At 47.7% G+C, this 15,628-nt stretch carries 10 protein-coding genes and 1 pseudogene; 8 read left to right on the plus strand and 3 right to left on the minus strand.

The window, feature by feature from the left end; all coding sequences use genetic code 11:
* The first annotated feature begins 436 nt into the window (after positions 1-436).
* The 7 genes from ileS to HMPREF9140_RS05515 are packed head-to-tail and all read left to right on the plus strand — an operon-like array spanning position 437 to position 9,797.
* Positions 437-4,102 (plus strand): isoleucine--tRNA ligase, encoded by a 3,666-nt coding sequence (ileS, locus tag HMPREF9140_RS05485; protein WP_006952432.1) that lies wholly within the window; start codon positions 437-439, stop codon positions 4,100-4,102.
* Positions 4,103-4,134: 32 nt separating this feature from the next.
* A complete protein-coding gene (locus HMPREF9140_RS05490) occupies positions 4,135-4,518 on the plus strand; it encodes a TraR/DksA family transcriptional regulator (RefSeq protein WP_006952433.1) in 384 nt (127 codons plus the stop codon).
* A 21-nt stretch (positions 4,519-4,539) separates the two neighbouring features.
* Positions 4,540-5,199 carry a lipoprotein signal peptidase gene (locus HMPREF9140_RS05495; RefSeq protein WP_006952434.1) on the plus strand — a complete coding sequence of 220 codons (660 nt, stop codon included), beginning with the start codon at positions 4,540-4,542 and terminating at the stop codon, positions 5,197-5,199.
* Positions 5,200-5,204: 5 nt separating this feature from the next.
* The gene (locus tag HMPREF9140_RS05500) at positions 5,205-6,251 is read left to right on the plus strand and encodes a DUF4296 domain-containing protein (protein WP_006952435.1); all 1,047 of its coding nucleotides are present in this window, start codon (positions 5,205-5,207) and stop codon (positions 6,249-6,251) included.
* Between the two features lie 4 nt (positions 6,252-6,255).
* Positions 6,256-6,462 carry a hypothetical protein gene (locus HMPREF9140_RS05505; protein ID WP_006952436.1) on the plus strand — a complete coding sequence of 69 codons (207 nt, stop codon included), beginning with the start codon at positions 6,256-6,258 and terminating at the stop codon, positions 6,460-6,462.
* Positions 6,463-6,484: 22 nt separating this feature from the next.
* Positions 6,485-8,128 (plus strand): M23 family metallopeptidase, encoded by a 1,644-nt coding sequence (locus HMPREF9140_RS05510; protein ID WP_006952437.1) that lies wholly within the window; start codon positions 6,485-6,487, stop codon positions 8,126-8,128.
* Positions 8,129-8,156: 28 nt separating this feature from the next.
* Complete coding sequence (locus HMPREF9140_RS05515) at positions 8,157-9,797, plus strand: dipeptidase (protein ID WP_006952438.1); 1,641 nt, start codon at positions 8,157-8,159, stop codon at positions 9,795-9,797.
* 190 nt (positions 9,798-9,987) lie between these two features.
* On the opposite strand, the pseudogene HMPREF9140_RS05520 reads toward HMPREF9140_RS05515, so the two are convergent.
* A pseudogene (locus HMPREF9140_RS05520) lies at positions 9,988-10,251 on the minus strand (hypothetical protein); the annotation flags it as partial.
* A 35-nt stretch (positions 10,252-10,286) separates the two neighbouring features.
* On the opposite strand from HMPREF9140_RS05520, the gene HMPREF9140_RS10525 reads away from it, so the two are divergent.
* Positions 10,287-11,177 carry a hypothetical protein gene (locus HMPREF9140_RS10525; RefSeq protein ID WP_006952439.1) on the plus strand — a complete coding sequence of 297 codons (891 nt, stop codon included), beginning with the start codon at positions 10,287-10,289 and terminating at the stop codon, positions 11,175-11,177.
* A 23-nt stretch (positions 11,178-11,200) separates the two neighbouring features.
* Here HMPREF9140_RS10525 and HMPREF9140_RS05540 read toward each other — a convergent pair whose 3' ends face one another.
* Positions 11,201-13,147, minus strand: a complete 1,947-nt coding sequence (locus HMPREF9140_RS05540) for a hypothetical protein (protein ID WP_006952440.1) — start codon at positions 13,145-13,147, stop codon at positions 11,201-11,203.
* Positions 13,148-13,226: 79 nt separating this feature from the next.
* A complete protein-coding gene (locus HMPREF9140_RS05545) occupies positions 13,227-15,134 on the minus strand; it encodes a hypothetical protein (protein ID WP_006952441.1) in 1,908 nt (635 codons plus the stop codon).
* Positions 15,135-15,628 lie beyond the last annotated feature (494 nt).

Here is a 15,628-nt window from a genome sequence, read left to right on the forward strand (position 1 = left end):
TTCCATATTGTGCCAACTAGAGTTGCATCTATATTGAACCAACAGATGGTATGCCCATCAAGAAAAAAGTCTTGGAATGTCACCATCCAGCATTTCAGAGCAATCTAGCATGTACGGCTCGAGGGAATCATGATGTAAAAATCATGTGACAGGTTGCGGATGGCCACCAGCCAGTCGTCATAGACTTTCTGCCACATGAAGTTGTCGACATCCTGCCATTGGCAAGCAATCGGCAACTGCCAGCCGGCGCAATTCTATTATTGAATGTGTTACTAAGTATTTCACGGAGGCCAATGAATATGAATCAAATTGTTTCGGCTAAAGGCAGCGTATCTTCTTGATTTAGAACAATGGAATGTGATGACTTCGAGCGGGCCTCGGTTATCCGAACCTTTTCCATATCTTTGCACGACATTAAACGAAAATGAATAAGCTTATGGCTAAGAAATTCGCCGAATACAACGGATTGAATTTGGTTGAAACCAATAAAGAAATATTGTCGGAATGGCAACAGAACGATATATTCCGCAAAAGCGTGGACGAACGTGAAGGAATGCCTCAATTCATCTTCTTCGAGGGCCCCCCGTCAGCTAACGGTCATCCGGGCATACATCATGTTCTGGCTCGCTCGATTAAAGATGCCTTCAACCGATATAAAACCATGCAAGGCTTCCAGGTGCATCGCAAAGCCGGATGGGATACACACGGGCTTCCCGTTGAACTAGGCGTTGAGAAAGAACTCGGAATAACCAAGAAAGACATCGACAATCACGAATCACCGAAGTATATCTCGACCGAAGAGTATAATCTCCGGTGTCGCGAGAATGTAATGAAATTCACTGCACAGTGGCGTCAACTCACGGAGGAAATGGGATATTTCGTAGATCTCGACAATCCATATATTACATACGACAACAAATACATCGAAACCCTATGGTGGCTTCTCAAACAGCTTCACAACAAAGGACTGCTTTATAAAGGTTACACAATTCAGCCTTATTCGCCCGCGGCCGGAACCGGATTGTCGAGTCACGAGCTAAATCTTCCCGGATGCTATCGTGACGTTAAGGACACAACCGTGACGGCGCAGTTTGCCGTACGGGATGACGACTGGAAAGACCTGCTCAAGCGAACGGGTATTTCGGTTGGCAATTGGGGCGCCCCACACTTTGTTGCATGGACAACCACGCCGTGGACTCTGCCGTCGAATACAGCATTGTGTGTAGGGCCGAAGATAGACTATGTAATAGTTGAAACTTATAATCCCTACGACGCAAAAAAAATAACACTGATTATGGCCGAAAGTCGTGTAGCCGCATATCTTTCCGCTGAAGGAGAGATAACCGACAAAGGCGAATTACCAAACTTTGAACGTGGCAATAAGTTAATACCTTATAGAATAGTTGGCCGTATAAAAGGTATCGATCTTGAGGGCATGCACTATGCACAACTGATGCCATGGATTAAACCGGTTGAGAAAGTAGGCGATGTCGCTCCCGAATTCGTAAACAAATATGCCGCTGATCATCCTGAAAAGGTATTCATGTGTGAAACCGGTCGCGACCGGTTTGTTGAAATGGCCGATGAAGCCTTCCGAGTTATATTAGGCGACTATGTGACAACCGACGATGGAACCGGAATAGTTCACACCGCCCCAACTTTTGGAGCTGACGATGCTAAGGTTTGTCGCGACGCTAATGTGCCGGCGCTATATCTCATTTCGAAGAAAGGCGAAACCCGTCCGATGGTTGATTTGCAGGGAAAATATTATTTGATAGACGAGCTCGACCACAACTTCGTAGACAAATGCGTTGATGTGGAAGCCTATGGCCATCATGCAGGCGACTATGTTAAGAACGCCTACGACCCACAGTTCAATCCGGGCGGCGTTTGGGATAAAAAAGCATCTGACAAAGCTGAAGATTTGAATATTGTTCTCTGTATGGAAATGAAACAAGAGGGAACGGCTTTCATGATTCAGAAGCATGTACACAACTATCCGCATTGCTGGCGCACAGATAAACCGATACTCTACTATCCGCTCGACAGCTGGTTCATCAAAGACACAGCTAAGAAAGAGCGCATGGTTGAACTGAACAAAACAATTCGTTGGCAACCAGAATCTACCGGTACTGGACGCTTCGGCAACTGGCTAGAGAACCTGAACGATTGGAATCTCAGTCGGTCACGCTTCTGGGGAACTCCACTACCCATCTGGCGCGACGAAAACCGCAACGAGAAGTGTATCGGTTCGGTTGAAGAACTCTATAAAGAAATCGACAAAGCCGTGGAAGCTGGCGTGATGAAATCGAATCCTCTGAAAGAACGTGGTTTCATTGTTGGCGATTATAGTCAAGCTAACTACGATAAGATAGACCTTCACCGCCCGTATGTCGACGAAATTGTGCTCGTGAACGACGAAGGCAAACCAATGCGTCGTGAGGACGACCTAATAGACGTTTGGTTCGACAGTGGTTCAATGCCCTATGCACAGCTACACTATCCTTTCGAAGGTGAATTGAATGCCAAGGCTCTGGCTATAACCGGAAAGAATGAAGCCGAATACCGTAACGAACTCATTCATTCAATATACGAAGGTACACCCATCCCACCGGCATTCTATCCGGCCGATTTCATAAATGAGGGAGTTGACCAAACACGCGGTTGGTTCTTCACACTACATGCCCTGGCTGTGATGATATTCGATTCGGTCGCCTTTAAGAACGTAATATCAACAGGTCTTGTTCTTGATGCAAAGGGCAATAAAATGAGCAAGCATGTCGGCAATGTTGTCGACCCGTTCGAAATGCTTCATAAATATGGTGCCGACCCTGTTCGTTTCTACATGATGACCAATAGCGAGCCGTGGGACAATCTGAAATTCGACGCCAATAGCGTGGACGAATGTAGAAGAAAGTTCTTCGGCACACTCTACAACACATACAGTTTCTTTGCTCTTTATGCCAATGTCGATGGTTATGAACCAACCGAAACTATACAATTAGATATCGATGCGCCCGAAATAGACCGCTGGATAATCTCGAAGTTGAACAGCTTAGTGAACGCTGTCACTAAAGAGTTAGACGATTTCGATCCGACACGCGCTGGTAGGTTGATTGACGGTTTTGTGAACTACGATCTCAGCAACTGGTATGTTCGTTTGAACAGGAAACGCTTCTGGGGCAAGGAAATGAGCACTGATAAAAAAAGTGCTTACAACACATTATATATATGCTTGATGACTGTAGCCAAACTCATAGCTCCGTTTGCTCCTTTCTATTCTGATCGCCTCTATCGCGACCTGGGCGGCAAGCTAGAAAGCGTTCATCTGGACAGATGGCCCATTGTAAATACTGCCGTAATAGACAAAGACCTGGAAACTCGCATGGATATGGCGCAGAAAATAACATCTATGGTATTAGCACTCCGTCGGAAAGTTAATATCAAAGTTCGTCAGCCATTGTCGCAGATAATGATTCCTGCCGTCGACACCGAGCAAAAGAGACACATATCTGCTGTTGCTGACCTCATTTGTCATGAGGTAAATGTCAAGACGCTCAATTTCGTTGAAGGACAAGGAATGTTAGTAAAGAAAGTAAAGTGCAACTTCCGCGTGATGGGCAAGAAATACGGTAAACTGATGAAAGAAGTTGCCGCCAAAATAAACGCCCTCTCACAAGAAGAGATTTTACAGTTCGAAACATCCGGTAAATTCAGCTTAGAACTCGGCGGACAATCAATAAACGTCGAAGCTTCAGAAGTTGAAATAATATCTGAAGATATACCCGGCTGGCTGGTTAGCAATGAGGGGAATCTAACCGTAGCTCTAGAAGTTGAATTAACCGATGAACTTCGTCGTGAAGGAATGGCTCGCGAACTGATTAATCGCCTACAGAACATCAGAAAAGAAAGTGGCTTCGAAATAACCGACCGCATCATTGTCACAGTGGGCAAAAACGAAGAAATCGAAAAGGCTATCGAATCGTTCGGCGACTTCATCAAGACACAAGTCCTAGCTAACGAGCTTGTTGTTGCTGAGAACACAGGCATTGAAGCTGACTTCGATACGTTCAAAATAAACATTAAAGTTGAAAAAGCTTAGTCATAATTGAATAATCTATTAAATCATATTTTATGGAAATAAAAAAGCGCTATAACGATGAGGAGCTCGAAGAGTTCCGCGGTATAATAAACGACAGGCTAAAGATTGCCAAGTCGGATTATGATGAAACGATGAAAGTGTTGATGAATAAAAACACTAACGACATCGACGACACATCGCCAACCTACAAAGCTTTGGAGGAAGGCAGTACAAACCAATCGAAAGAAGAACTTGTGCAGATGGCCCAGCGGCAGCAAAAGTTTATTCAGGCTCTGCAAGCTGCATTGTTGCGTATCGACAACAAAACATACGGCATAGACCGTATAACGGGCGAACTCATTCCGAAAGAACGCCTCAGAATCGTTCCTCATGCAACCTTAAGCGTGGCTTCAAAAGAGGCTAACAAAAATCATTGACCCCGCAAAACCCTGCCCCGAATGAACAATAAAAAGAAAGCCATCATTGCTTGTTTAGTCGTTGTTGCGCTGCTCGTAATCGACCAAACAATCAAGGTTATCGTAAAACTCAATATGAGCCTTGGCGAATCCATCCGGATTTTCGATTGGTTTCATATTGAGTTTATCGAAAACAACGGCATGGCATGGGGAATGGAATTAGGAAGCAAGCTCGCTCTGAGTCTCTTCCGAATTCTGGCCGTAGGCTTCCTCGTTTGGTATATCGCAAAAAAGATTCGCAGCGGCGCAAAAACCGGCTTCGTTGTAGTGATGTCTATGATATGTGCCGGGGCAGCCGGAAACATATTCGACTCGCTTTTTTATGGCGAAATCTTCACCGAATCGCAACCGTATTATATGGGCGCTCCGCCGGCCGAACTTGTTTCGTGGGGCAACGGCTATGCCTCGATTCTCATGGGAAGAGTGGTGGATATGTTCTATTTTCCGATATTCAGCGGAACATTTCCCAGCTGGTTCCCCGTGTGGGGAGGCGAGCGATTTACGTTTTTCTCACCAGTATTCAACTTCGCCGACTCATGCATAACCGTAGGATTGTCTCTTATGTTCATTTTTTATAGAAACGATTTGAACGGCGACGTATTCAAGAAAGAAAAACCCGTTCAAAACGATTCCCTCGAATAACATCAATGATTGTGAATGCGTCAATTAGTCGCGTGATTTGGCATTCAACCACATTGAATGCATCGTCCCAGAATGGGATCCGGTTACCATCGGTTACTCCCTCACACACACATAAAATCAGACGAAACTACATCGTCAAGATCCTCATCGTTTTCCTTCTTGGCCTGTTGGCATCGTGCAAACCCGCCGTGCCTTCTGAATACATTCAAGAGGGAAAGATGGAAGATATTCTATACGACTATCATATAGCTTTGGCGATGGCCGCGCAGAAAGGTGCCGACCCGACTAAGACCGAAGCCTATAAACTGGCGGCACTGAAAAAACATGAGGTTACGGAGTCACAATTCAATGCTTCGTTGGAATATTACGTCCGGCATACCGAACGATTGCGCAAGATTTACGAACGCATTTCCGAACGGCTCGGAAATGAGGCCAAATCTATGGGAGCTTCGGAGAGCGAACTAGCCCAATACAGCTCAATAACGTCGAAAGGCGACACGGCCGACGTGTGGAACGGACTACGAACTATGATGCTGTCGCCCTACGCACCGGCAAACAAATATTCGTTCACGATAAAAGTAGACACGGCCTTCCATAAAGGCGACCGCCTAATGATGAGTTTCAATTCGCAGTTCATCGTTCAAGAAGGAATGCGAGATGCGGTGGTTATGCTCGCAATAACCTACCGAAACGACAGTATTGCAACACAAATGCTGCGGATAAACAACGACTCGCGACAATCGATTATGATGTTCAACGACGATTCGCTTGCCATAAAATCAGTACGCGGATATTTCCTTATGCTTCCTGACGAACAACCGGTTTCCACTTTCAAGATGCTAATACTAACCGACATCCGCCTCATCAGAATGCATGTGCATCCAGGCAAACCGGAGGCTGCAACCGATTCCATTAACAAGAAAGACCCCATTCGGACAATCGGCGGAGAACCCGTGGCTATTCCGGCCCCCGAACCTCCTGAACCGCAAAAAACCGAGGAAACAAGAACTCCGCAAGAGGCCATGCGCGAACGTAACATCCCCCCAGAATAGAATAATGAGAAGAATCAGTGCCAACATAGTGATTGCCGGAGCAAGGATATTCGAACCGGGTGTTATAGAACTCGAGTCGGGCGTAGTGAAAACATACTATCGCTTGGAGCATGAATTGCCAATGACCGAATGGATGCCGGGAACTATCGAAGTGAAAAACGACGAAAAGGGAATCCTCAGAGCCTATCAAGGCAGGATTCCATTAAGATGACACACACCAAAATCCAGAACGAATGCAATTCATTTTAAGTCTTTTTCTCAGCGCACTATCTTTCAGTTCGCCCGTTCACATTCCGGTAAAGTTGGCCGGAAATTTCGGTGAGCCTCGCCCTAATCATTTCCATGGCGGAATAGATGTCAAAACAAATCACACCGTAAATCTTGGCGTTTATTCCATTGCCGACGGATATGTTTCGGCTGCCATCGTGGAGTTACATGGCGACGGATTGGCCCTCATCGTGGCTCATCCCAACGGACATTCTAGCTACTATCTTCATCTTAATCGCTATGCCCCACAAATATCCGCTTCAGTTCAGCGATGGCAATATAAACATCACAAATTTACGGCCGATATTCGCTTCCAACCCGGCGAACTGCCAGTAAAGAGAGGTCAGCTCATAGGACTCAGCGGAAACACGGGTGCATCGCAAGGCCCGCATCTTCATTTGGAGATACGCAAAACAGCAACGAGCACGATGATTGACCCGCTCATCTTCCTAAATAAAACAATCGATGACCACCGTCCGCCCATCATTCACTCCTTCAAAACCTATCCGCAACCCAGTAAAGGAATCTTCGAGCGCTCTGCCGAATCCAGAATATTCTCATTCAATCGCGAAACCTTCACAGCCTGGGGAAAGGTGGGATTCGCCGTGCGGGCCGACGATTATATGGACGATGTCAGCAACACATTCGGTGTACGATTCATGAAACTTTATTGCGATGGCAAGCTAGTCTTTGCAAGCGACGCCAACGGTATTCCGCCAGCCGACAACCGAATGGTTAACTCGTGGGGCGACTTCCAACACTATCTCAACAGTAAAGTTTGGTTCCTAAAATCGTTCCGCGAGCCTGGGAACCGACTGCCGATAATAAAAACCGGAACCAATCAAGGTATAATCGACTTCAACCAACGCCGCAACTATCGTCTTCGTTATGTAATGAGCGACATATACGGTAACCAAACCGAAAAAGAAATAATCGTTAGGGCCGAACCAACGCCTATTCCATCTGCCCCTAAGCTGAAAGGCGCGATGCTCATCAGTCCGAAAAAGGACAACAACCTGGTACAATTGCAAGATGTTCGCCTCGAAATCCCAGGCTCGAAGCTAGCCACCGAGACTCTACTGCATCCGCGCAGCATGACGATAAACGGCGCTCTGTCTGCGGCCTACAGCTTCAGCGCAACCCGCTCTCCACTGCTCGGCTACGGTAAAATAAGCCTCCGAGTCAATGCTGCAAATCTCGACACACGCAAACTCTACATCGCTGCCACCGGATTCCCCGGAATATACGGGGCCGCAGGATGGTTCTGCGGAGGAACATACAAGCAAGGCTGGCTCACAACCAGGATTCGCGAACTGGGCGACATTTACTATGCCTACTACGACACCCGTCCGCCCCTCATTACAAAACTGCACCTCGACCCACGTAATCTCCTTCTAAAAATAACTGACGATGCAAGCGGAATGCAAGCCTACGAAGCCTATATCGACGGCCGATTCGTACTCTTCCAACAGGGAAAAGACAAAACCATCATCGCATGCAACCTCGAGAATACCCCCATCACACCCCGTAACACATGGCGAACGCTAACAGTTATTGCAACCGACAACTGCAACAACCGAAGCATGTTCAAAGCCAAAGTCAGATATTGAATCTTTAACTTTAAACTTAGAATATCAAATGAAGAAATTATTCATGATTATGCTTCTTGCCTCCGCAATATCCGGAGCAAAAGCCTGCACTAACCTCATTGCAACGAAAGGAGCAACGAAAGACGGTTCAATCCTCGTTACTTACGACGCCGACAGCTACGGAATGTTTGCCGGACTGCGTCACCACCCTGGAGGAATACACCAGAAAGCCGACCGCTGCGAAATCGTAGACTACGATTCGCACGTAAGTCACGGATTCATTCCCGAAGCGCCCGTAACCTATAATGTCATCGGAAACATCAACGAATTCCAGGTGAGCATAGGCGAAACAACCTACGGCGGACGCGATGAGATGATAGACAAAAACGGAACTATCGACTACGGCTCGCTAATGTATCTCGGTTTGCAACGCAGCAAAACGGCCCGCGAAGCAATCAAAGTAATGACATCGCTGGTTGAAACCTACGGCTACTGCTCAAGCGGAGAAACATTTACCATAGCCGACAAAAACGAAGTGTGGCTCCTCGAAATGCAAGGATGCGGAGGCGACGATAAACAGAAAGTAGTATGGGTTGCTGTCAAAATCCCCGACGGAATGATAACCGCACACGCAAACCAAAGCCGAATCGGACAGTTCTCAACCTACGGAACAGAAGTCATCAAATCCAAAAACTGTATCAGCTACGCACGCTCAAAAGGATGGTTCACCGGAAAAGACAAAGACTTCAACTGGAAGATGGCCTATGCCAAACCAACCTTCACGGGCCGGCGCTGGTGCGAAGCACGCGTGTGGAGCTACTTCAATCATTTCAAAGACATGAGCCGCTGGCTCCCATGGGCGCTCGGAAAAGACCCCAATGCCGAAGACATGCCGCTTTGGATTGAGCCCAACAAAAAGCTCGACGTCGCTATCATGGCCGAGTGCATGCGCGACCATTTCGAAGGAACGCCCCTCAGCCTCGATCAGGACCAGGGACAAGGCATATGGTCGATGCCTTATCGCCCAACACCACTTGAATTCGAAGTAGACGGAAAGAAGTATTTCAACGAACGTCCAATCTCTACACAGCAAACCGGATTCTCTTATATCTGCCAGATGCGCTCATGGCTACCCGACGTTATCGGCGGAATAATATGGTTCGGAAACGACGATGCAAACATGGTGGCCTACGTGCCAATCTACTGCGGAAGCACCGTTCAGCCCGAATGCTTCAACACACCAGGAGCCGACGACGTTACCTTCTCCGACAAAAACGCATTCTGGGTTTGTAACTGGGTAAGCAACATGGTTTATCCGCGCTACAACATGATGTTCCCGTCGCTCAAACAAGTACGCGACTCGCTCGAAAACTCCTACTACGCCAACCAGAAAGCCGTAGAAGACAGGGCGCAGGAGCTTTATGCCGTAGACCGCGCAGCAGCCGTAGAATACCTCAACGCCTACTCCATCACCCTTTCCGACCAGATGATTGACCGCTGGCGCAAACTGGCCATCTATCTCATCGTGAAGTACAACGATATGGCCGTTAAGCCTGAGAAAGACGGTAAATTCCTCCGCACCGAAGCCGGAATCGGCGCCCCAGTCAGTCGCCCCGGCTATGGAGAATACACCCGAAAAGCGCTCATAAAAGAAACTGGCGACAAGTTCCTCGTTCCCGAAGAGAAATAACCCGTCACCCCCATATAACACAACCGCCCCTCCGAGCATCCAAGCACGGAGGGGCGGTTTTTTGTTCACCCCCGAATATAAACGGTCGACCTGCACGCGTCGTCGCGACGGATGCAGGTCTTAATGATTATATAAACGATTTTCTCTTTTGTTCTTTAGTGGGAGGAAGAAGAGAGAGACAAGAGTCCTCTTAGAGGGAAGCGGGGGGATTTCCTAGCGTAGAAAATCCCCCCACTTTCTTATATCTGGCTTCGCCCGGGTCTTCCTCTCGTCCGGGTTTCTTGCCATCATCCGGTTTCTTCGGGTCGCCGGGCTTTTTCGGGTCGGAGGGTTTCTTGGAATTATCATCCCCGTTATCCTTCCTCTTTTTGGCCGCTGACTTCTGCACCTGACTTTGAGCGTGAGTGTAACGGAAATCGGACGAAACATGGTTCAGTGACGTTACCAGGTCGGCAAACCGGTTGTCGCCATGCCTCCTGCGATGTCAGAATGAGCCTCACACTCGGTTCTCCCGATTTCTACAGCGTCAGAATGAGCCTCACTCTCGGTTCTCCCGATTTCTACAGCGTCGGAATGAGCATCACTTTCGGTTCCCCAGCTTTCTGCGGCGTCAGAATGAGCCTCACACTCGGTTCTCCCGATTTCTACGGCGTCAGAATGAGCATCACTCTCGGTTCCCCTGCTTTCTACGACGTCAGAATGAGCATCACTCTCGGTTCTCCCGATTTCTACGACGTCAGAATGAGCATCACTCTCGGTTCTCCCGATTTCTACGACGTCGGAATGACCATCACTTTCGGTCATGCTGGAATCTACAGCGTAGAAACGACCGGCACCTTTGGTCATGGTGAAATCTACAGCGTAGGAAAGGGTATTATTGATGTAGGGATGGTTTTGCATATCGACAAAACCGATATTACCATCGTCACGACCGTTTTGCACCTTGCGAAAAGGGATTTCATCGGTGTCGCGCCCTACCCCATGCCAACTCGGGCGTTCCGCCCGCATGTAGGGACAGACCCCGTGTCTGTCCGAATCAATGCCAATTCGGTCTACCGACCGCATGATATATTCGGATCTATCGGCCCATATATTCATCCCGACCTGCCGAATAGGGCGGACAGACACGGGGTCTGTCCCTACCTACGTGCAACCGGCCGGGAGAATATTATGCTACAAATCCATATCGGTGTCGCCGTCGATATCTTCATCGTTATCCCAGTCGTCTTCGGTGGAACTACCTTGACCGGGAAGGACGGAGGTACAGAAGAAATTTTCTTCTTCAACTTCGACTACCTCGCTCCAAGGGGAAACATAAGTTCCCTTTTCGCAGAGAAGCTGCTTAACAGACTTATTGTTTTCTTTATTCATACTCTCTGATATTGGGAATTAAGCAGGTTTATTTAAAATGACACGAATGCACGCACACGCAGTTTGGAGGCTATAAACGAAACATCCTCTTCTCTCCTCTGCTTATTTTCTGCATAGATAAATACATGGTTGTCTGCATTGGGGGTAATGGTAAATGCTTCGAAACTCCACAAGGGATTATTAGGAAAGACATCAAATTCCGAGCTTGTCCAATAATAATACCCTGCACCGGCATTGTTCCAAAGAGGTGTTCCGCCGGCTTTTTTGAGCGCATAATTAATAATGGCAGCATTGTAGGTTGCAACGCCATGTCTTTTTACTGTTGATGGAGTGACCTGGCCAAAAGGACCGCAAGAACCTATGGCCTGCAGGAACTTATACCATTCGTTGGCGCTGGGCAGGAACCAAAGCTCTTGCGCCAAGCCGGAAAGGTCGCTAAGCCCGGCTGCCTGGGCTTCCTGCCGTTTCACCAAAGGATATTGCCCTGCCCAATAAAAGGCGGGGAAGAGTATCTGAAAGTAGGTTGGAGTAACCTGCTGTCCATTGCCTTTTACTTTTTCTGCCGGAGTCAGGTAAGTAGTAGATGACGATCCTGAGAACTTTAAGTCACCGGTGCAGTTCGGATCCCAAGTCCAATCCCTGCCGCTGCGACCATTGCTAAGCGCTTCGCTCCATGAATTGAAAGGAAATTCGGGTTTATTGTTTCTGAACGGTGACTGGGCATACCCTGTTTCGGTTACGTTACGCGATCCCATTGTTGCCGTCCAGCTTAAAATAGCTGTAGTAGGACTTATCTCTAGAGGTATTCTGGATGCTGGGCATAGCTCGTTGGGATAGCCTACGGGGTGGGCATCTTTTAGGGCAATGCCGAGGTGGTCGCTAAAGGCCAGAGCTACGGGGATATGGTTGCCCTTATCGCGCAGGTAACGACGGTAGCCGTCTTCGAAGACATACTTGAAGTTGGGTACGAGTTTGATGTAAAGCATGTACGACTTGTTCACCTCTATTATGCCTGTTCCCGAAGAGAGTTTCCTTGCTGCAAAGGTGTTCATGGGCTTATTGTAGAGTCGCGAACCGTTGAGGAAGCGGATAACAATATCTTTAAGCGGTGTGTTCGAAACGAAATAGGTGTAATCGTTGCACAATGCGGCGCTAAGGTTCATGTTGAGCGAAGCATCGTGCACACTTGCCGCAGGCGTATAGCCGAGTTGAGGGAATGGAAGGGGCGTAGGAGATGCATTGGCATATTGATACTGGTCAGTGGCAAGGTTGTAGGTCATGTCGTGCGACTGCGCCGACGGAGCAATTCCGAGCTGCGACTGCATATCGCCCGGCATAGGTAGTAGTGCGTACACCATCGTACGGATACGTCCACCCACATGTGTCATCGCAAAAGAAACATGCTGGTTATCGGTGCCACCTACATAAATATTCTTGGCAAAACCAATGAGGGCTCCGCCAACGTTGGAGTGCGGAACGATAAACTTGTTATCCCTGAAGCTTACGTGCTCGTTACAACAGTAGAAACTGTAGACACCGGGAGGCAGGGTGAGATGGCCGGCAAAGGTTACGTTGCCGCCCGAAACGATGAAATTGAACATTCCTTTATTCACACCGTTCTGATAGGCGAAGACGCGATAGTTACCGTCGCTCATACCATGCTTCACCGCACGTGTAGCCGGCAGGCGGTCGCGCTCGAGGGTTATTTCCGCCTCTACGCCTTCGCACAGTTCTACGGTGTCGGTTAAAGCAGGTTCCTGGGCGGCGCGAGTTTCGTCTTCGGTATCGGCGCCAAAAGGCAGCTCACTTATATTGAACGTAATGTTGCCCGTCTTTACCAGCGTGCTGCCATCTTTCGGCTTCTCGGGCTCAACAGAGGGGTTCAACGGTTCGTTTTCGCTACTGCAAGATGCAAACATGGCGGCGCCTGTTATAATGCAAATCGCAAGGAGCAGTTTTGTTACGGTTGTTCTTGTCATAATCGTTGTATTTATTATGGGTGAAACTATTTCTTTTGCCCGCCCTTCAGCAAATAGTCTAAGGGCAGGCTTTATGTGTTTATAAATCGATTTCAAAATCGTCTCCACTTATATTCTGATCCGGGTCGCCTGCCCATCCGTCTTCGGTTGAACCACCGCTGTGGGGATGTATGGCAGTGTTAGAGAATGTAACGAATGCACGCACCCTGAATGCTTTTGTGTAGGTAATCGGGAATCCGGTGAGATTCTTCTTTTGGTCGGAGAGGAAGAAGTTCCAGTCGGGACGTACAGTGATGATGTAGGCCTTGTTGGTTAATGAGCCTTCGGTACTTGTCCAGTAGTATCGTCCCTGCGGGTCGGTGTCGTCCCAAAGGGGAGCCCCGCCGGCAACCATAAATGCCTGTCTAACTATTAGGATGTTATACCACACGCTGATAGGATGTCCCGTGGCTACGCCTCCTGGGGCAAATAGAGAATTGGGATTGCTGAAGCCTACGTTTTTGAGCAGATACATCCATTCATTCACACTTGGCAAGAACCACCGACCTTTTTGTGTAAGGAGGTTACTGTCGAAAAGTTTACCCTCGCTTACGCATTTGTTTTTCATCTCTTCGCGATAAGCGTCGGCCCAGTAGAAAGCAGGATAAACTTCGCGCTTATCGCCCTTAGAGCCGTTGTGGGCCGCGTTTGCGTGATTATAGGTTCCGCCCGCCGCCCATGTCCAGTGCGCACCGCTGGTTGTTGTTGTGATGGCATCGTTCCATTGAGTGAGCTGAAATAAGCGGTCGTTATCCCGCTGCCCGGTGACCGACCAGTTTCCTTGCAGCACTCCACCTGAAGAGTAAGAGGGCACATAGTCGTTGCCTACGTGAGAATCGGTAAGAGCAATGCCCAAATTATTATTGAGCACGAGAGCTACTGGCATACGGTTGCCCTTGTCGCGCAGATAGCCTACTGTTCCGTCTTGAAAGAGGTAACGGAAAGTGGGTTTCAACTTCACACGCAACACATAGGAATGTCCGGCAAGCATGTACTGTGTGCTGCTGTTTATTCTCAGCGCACCATAGGAATTCATTGCCTTACGATAGAGCTGTCCGGTATTTGTGAACTGAAGCATAAGGTTGGTGAGGGTGTTGTTTAGCAACACATAGCGATATTCGCTGCTTTCCATAGCATAGATGTTTGCCTTTAATGAGGGGTCGTACACATCGGCCACCTTCGTGTAGTTGCTTGCAGGGAAATCGAGTGTACGCAGTTTCGAGGAAGAATATACTCCGGTAGGAATGTCGTAAATCATATCGCCCAATGCACCGTTGGGAACAGATACGAGCTTTGCCTGCACACCTTCGTTGGGAAAAGGCATTAGGGCCGTTAACCTTGTCTTGATGCGCGTGCCCACATGCTTCATCGGGAAACTGATTGTTTGCCTAACTCCGCTTACATGTACATTCTTGATACTTCCGATAAGAGCCGTAGCGGCGTTGTCGAATTCAACCTTGAACTTGTTTTCTCCCTGCTTGAACTCAACCTTGTCGTTGCAACAATAGAAGTCGTAGTTACCGTCGTTCAGGATGAGTTTTTCGAGATAGGCAATTTTTCCTCCTGCAACAGTAAAGCCAACCTGTGTTTTGAAAACGTTGGCCTGATAAACTACAAGCCGATAAGCTCCGTCGCTGAGTCCATGCTTTACCCCTCGAGTTACGGGCGTTCTCTCCCGCTCGAGTGTCACTTCGGCCTCAACACTCTTGCTAAGCACAACGGTGTCGGCCATTAGTGGTTGTTCGGCGGTGCGAGTTTTATCTTCGGTGTCTTCTCCGAATGGCATTTCGCTAATGTCGAACTTCACATTACCCAAATCCACAATGGTGCTATTTTCGTCTTGCGGATTTTGAGGAATCACTTGTTCGTTGCTACTGCATGCCGAGAATAATGCAAGGCATAGCATAGCAAATGGAACAAGGAATAGTTGTCTACTTATTTTCTCCATATTCTATACTTTAATTTTTAGGATAAAATCCATGCTTATATCTATTGTTTGATTAATAATCGAGTGGGAGCTTTTACTTGTGGATACGGGGTAATTTACCGCAGGAAAATCGTGCGGATTTTGTCGAGAAAATAATTCCTTATTTTCTCTTATATCGGTTCCGAAAGGGGTACAAAAAACATAACACAAAAGATAACTATATCCCTTGTGTTTCCTTATGTTTGCGTAACTTCTACGCGCGCGTAAAAATAAGTTAGGTGAGGCTAGGTGTGTGTGTGTGTGTGTGTGTGTGTGTGTGTGTGTGTGTGTGTGTGTGTTAGCAAATTACTTGGATTGGCCAAGTAATTGACGAAAAAAGATGCAAAGAATTTCAAGAATCTTCGCATGCTGTTATTGCTCTGGTATGATATTGCTAATTCACTCACGGCGGCAAAGATATAACATCCTTTCGGAACAGCCAAATAATGTAAAAAGGAATGTTAGAACATACCAAA

Source organism: Prevotella micans F0438, from assembly GCF_000243035.1.
In the GTDB taxonomy this organism is placed as follows: Bacteria; Bacteroidota; Bacteroidia; order Bacteroidales; family Bacteroidaceae; genus Prevotella; species Prevotella micans.

What these genes read in the sequence shown, in the direction of transcription:
- HMPREF9140_RS10525 (WP_006952439.1), top strand. Translation starts at nt 10,287, where the DNA reads ATGAGCCTCACACTCGGTTCTCCCGATTTCTACAGCGTCAGAATGAGC.
- HMPREF9140_RS05545 (WP_006952441.1), bottom strand. Translation starts at nt 15,134, where the DNA reads ATGGAGAAAATAAGTAGACAACTATTCCTTGTTCCATTTGCTATGCTA.
- HMPREF9140_RS05540 (WP_006952440.1), bottom strand. Translation starts at nt 13,147, where the DNA reads ATGACAAGAACAACCGTAACAAAACTGCTCCTTGCGATTTGCATTATA.
- HMPREF9140_RS05490 (WP_006952433.1), top strand. Translation starts at nt 4,135, where the DNA reads ATGGAAATAAAAAAGCGCTATAACGATGAGGAGCTCGAAGAGTTCCGC.
- HMPREF9140_RS05495 (WP_006952434.1), top strand. Translation starts at nt 4,540, where the DNA reads ATGAACAATAAAAAGAAAGCCATCATTGCTTGTTTAGTCGTTGTTGCG.
- ileS (WP_006952432.1), top strand. Translation starts at nt 437, where the DNA reads ATGGCTAAGAAATTCGCCGAATACAACGGATTGAATTTGGTTGAAACC.
- HMPREF9140_RS05510 (WP_006952437.1), top strand. Translation starts at nt 6,485, where the DNA reads ATGCAATTCATTTTAAGTCTTTTTCTCAGCGCACTATCTTTCAGTTCG.
- HMPREF9140_RS05515 (WP_006952438.1), top strand. Translation starts at nt 8,157, where the DNA reads ATGAAGAAATTATTCATGATTATGCTTCTTGCCTCCGCAATATCCGGA.
- HMPREF9140_RS05505 (WP_006952436.1), top strand. Translation starts at nt 6,256, where the DNA reads ATGAGAAGAATCAGTGCCAACATAGTGATTGCCGGAGCAAGGATATTC.
- HMPREF9140_RS05500 (WP_006952435.1), top strand. Translation starts at nt 5,205, where the DNA reads ATGATTGTGAATGCGTCAATTAGTCGCGTGATTTGGCATTCAACCACA.